At 53.8% G+C, this 3,308-nt stretch carries 1 protein-coding gene; it reads right to left on the bottom strand.

All coding sequences use genetic code 11. The features are described from left to right. Positions 1 to 3,308: condensation domain-containing protein (locus C8R30_RS15425; protein ID WP_258192085.1), on the bottom strand; the 3,308-nt coding region annotated here is incomplete at both ends.

Here is a 3,308-nt window from a genome sequence, read left to right as displayed (position 1 = left end):
CTCAGTTCCGTATCGCCAAAAATCAGTGCCGTTGCGTTCGGGTAGAGTAGCGCCTGTCGTTCGATCAAGCGATGCACCGGTTCCACCGAGGCATAGTGTTGCGCATTGACGCCCCAGGCCGTGAGTTGGGCTTGCTCCGCTTCGCTCAACAGCGTGATATCACAGAGCTGATGGGTTTGACTGCGGCTCATGGCGTGCAGCAATGTTATCATCTGTGTAGCAAGACGGTTCACCGCATCTTCTGAGAAATACTGGCAGTCATAGCCAAAACGCAGGTTGAGCACTCGTTGGTGCGATACAGCCACTGCTATCGGATAATTGGACATTTCCCAGTTTTGACTGCCCGAAAAAGTTAGCCCATTCGCTGCCGACTGCCGCAGTGTCTCGTCGATTGGGTAGTTCTCGAATACCAGGATACTATCAAATAATCCTTGGCCGCTTTGTTTCAGCCAACGTTGAATCTCATATAAGGGCGTATGCTCATGCTCGCGTGAGGCGAGATTCTGTGCCTGTACCTCGCGCAGCCAGTCAGCGATAGGCTGCTCGGGCCGTAGCGTAATGCAAATGGGGATGGTATTGATAAACAATCCCAGCATTTGCTCGGATCCCGGTAGATCAGCTGGACGGCCCGCGACCGTTACACCAAAAGTTACTGTAGGCTGGCCAGTATAGGATTTGAGTAACAACGCCCATGCGGCCTGCATTAATGTATTGATTGTTACGTGCGTCCGCTTGGCAAAGTGCACCAATTGATCCGTCAAGTCTTGATCGAGCTCGCTGCTATGGACGACATAACCTGTGCCATGTTGTACCTCAGGCAGTGCGCTGGCTAACCGCGTCGGCTCGTTTACCTGGTTTAGCCGCTCCAGCCAGTAGGTTTTCGAAGCGGCTTGATCGCGCCCTGCTAGCCATTCGATAAAATCGCGGAAGCGGCCCTGAGGGGTGGGCAGCACCTCACCGCCGTATTCACGCAGGATTTCGCTGAGCAATTGGGAAGTACTCCAGCCATCCAGCAGCAAATGGTGTGCTGTCCAAATGAAGTGATATTTTGTGTCAGCTAAGCGCACCAGCACCAAACGCATGAGCGGCGGTTTCAGCAAATCCAGACCGAGCGCATGTTCCGCTTGTGCGAGCGCATCGAGATCTTGCTGCAAAGTAGCAGAAGAAACACTATATCGCTCACGCCAATCGTATTCGATAATGGGTAATTCAGCTGATTTGGCGACCCATTGCAGGGGTGTGCTCGCTTCTTGGATAAAGCCTGTTCTGAGTATTTCATGACGATTGATCGCTGCCTGCCAAGCTTGTTTGAAGCGGCGAGCATCCAATCCATCGATATCGATTCTGAGTCGGTTAAGGTAAATGTCCCCATCCTCCTCATCCACCTCGGCTACGCTATGAAACAGCATGCCTGCTTGCATCGGTGAGAGAGGATAAAGATCCACCAACTGATCGAAGGGAATAGGCAGGTGATCCAGTTCCTCCTGAGCGATCCGAATCAAAGGAAAATCAGATGGCGTCACGCCTTGCGCATCGCTATGGCTGCAATGCGTGATCACCGATTTGAGTTCAGCCAAGAAAATGCAGATAAACGTTTCGATCGTCGTACGTGCATAGCGGGCCTTGCTGTAGCTCACTTCCATACAAAGCTCACCAACCAGGATATGACCATTGATCGACAGATCATGTTGCTGCAGCGCACCTTGATCCAGCAAATCACCGATCGGCTCATCAGCAAGCTGCCATAGAGTATCGCGCTCAAAATTGCCATCGAATTGTCCGAGGTAGTTGAACACCACTTGCGCTTTGGGCAAATTGGCCAGGAGGCACCGCTGCGCATCCGTTCCATAGTATTTGAACAAGCCGTAACCCAAGCCTTTGTGCGGAATCTGCCGCAAACCCTCTTTGATGCGCTTGATACGCGCATCCAAATTCCCCGTTGGGTCGAGCGCGACCGGAAACAGAGCGGTGAACCAGCCTATCGTTCGGGAAAGATCGACATCGGCATAAAGATCTTCTCGTCCATGCCCCTCCAGATCGATCAGAATCCGCTCGTGTCCGCTCCAGCGGCAGAGCGCGCTGCCTAGGGCAGTGAGCAACAAGTCATTCACTTGTGTGCGGTATGCTGCGGGTGCCTCCTTGAGCAAAGCCTGGGTATGCGCTCGATCCAGTTTCAGGGTAAGCGTATCGCTATGCTCCAGAGCATTCGATCCTTCCAGGTTATCACAGGGAAGCGTGACCGGTACCACCGCCAGACTCTGCCAGTAATCAAACTCATCCGCATGCATCACCGGAAAATGCTGCAACCGCTGGGCCCAAATTGCATAGTCGGTCGTCACTTCAGGCAAGATAATGGCTTCGTTGCGTGTTGACTGGTCGTAAGCTGCTTTAAGATCCTCCAGCAGGATGCGCCAGGAGACGCCATCGATCACCAGATGATGCACCGCCAGCAAGAGGCGCTGTGTGCCATCGGCCATGTCGACCAGCAATGCGCGCAGCAATGGGCCGTTGCGCAGATCGAGGCTACGCTGCGCCGCATTGCACAGCGCAAGAAATTGCGCCGAGTCAGCCGCTTCACGCACCCACAGCACCGCTTGCGTAGCCGTCGCCGCTGCACACTGTATCCAATGACCATCGGCCTGTTCTTCATAACCAAAACGCAGTGCCCGATGATGTTGTACAACTGCTTGCAAAGCACGGTCAAGCCAATCGGTTCGTAGTCGTTGGCGGCTTTTCAGCAAGACGGCCTGATTCCAGTGATGTCGCGCAGGAATGGGTTGTTCGAAAAAATCGAGCTGGATCGGCAGCAGCGGAATAGGTGCCGCCGTATCGATCGCCATTTGCTTGGCGAAAGGGGGCTCCATTTCTTCTTCCACCGGTTTGACAACCCCAGCCAGTGCGGTGATCGTTTGCCGTTCAAACAATTGGCGTGGCGTGATTTTCCAGCCGGCTCGGCGTACTTTAGTGACGATCTGTAGGCTGAGAATCGAATCGCCGCCCAACTCGAAGAAATTGTCGTTGCGCCCCACTTGGCTGATACCCAGCACTTCCGCCCAAATATTGGCGAGGACTTGCTCCACTTCTCCTTCGGGCGCGGCATAGTTGCCCTCGCCGACAAATTCCGGTTCCGGCAGACGTTTACGATCGATTTTACCATTCGCATTCAAGGGAAGATTGTCCAGTACCACAATCGCCGAAGGCAACATGTAATCGGGTAGGCTCTGCGCGAGCACTTCCCGCACTGTAGGAGAGGTTACCGAATGTTCTTTATGCAGCGAGACATACGCCACCAGTCTTGCACCGCTCGG

Source organism: Nitrosomonas nitrosa, from assembly GCF_003051105.1.
GTDB classification, from domain to species: Bacteria; Pseudomonadota; Gammaproteobacteria; order Burkholderiales; family Nitrosomonadaceae; genus Nitrosomonas; species Nitrosomonas nitrosa.
This window is presented reverse-complemented; position numbering and strand designations above follow the sequence as displayed.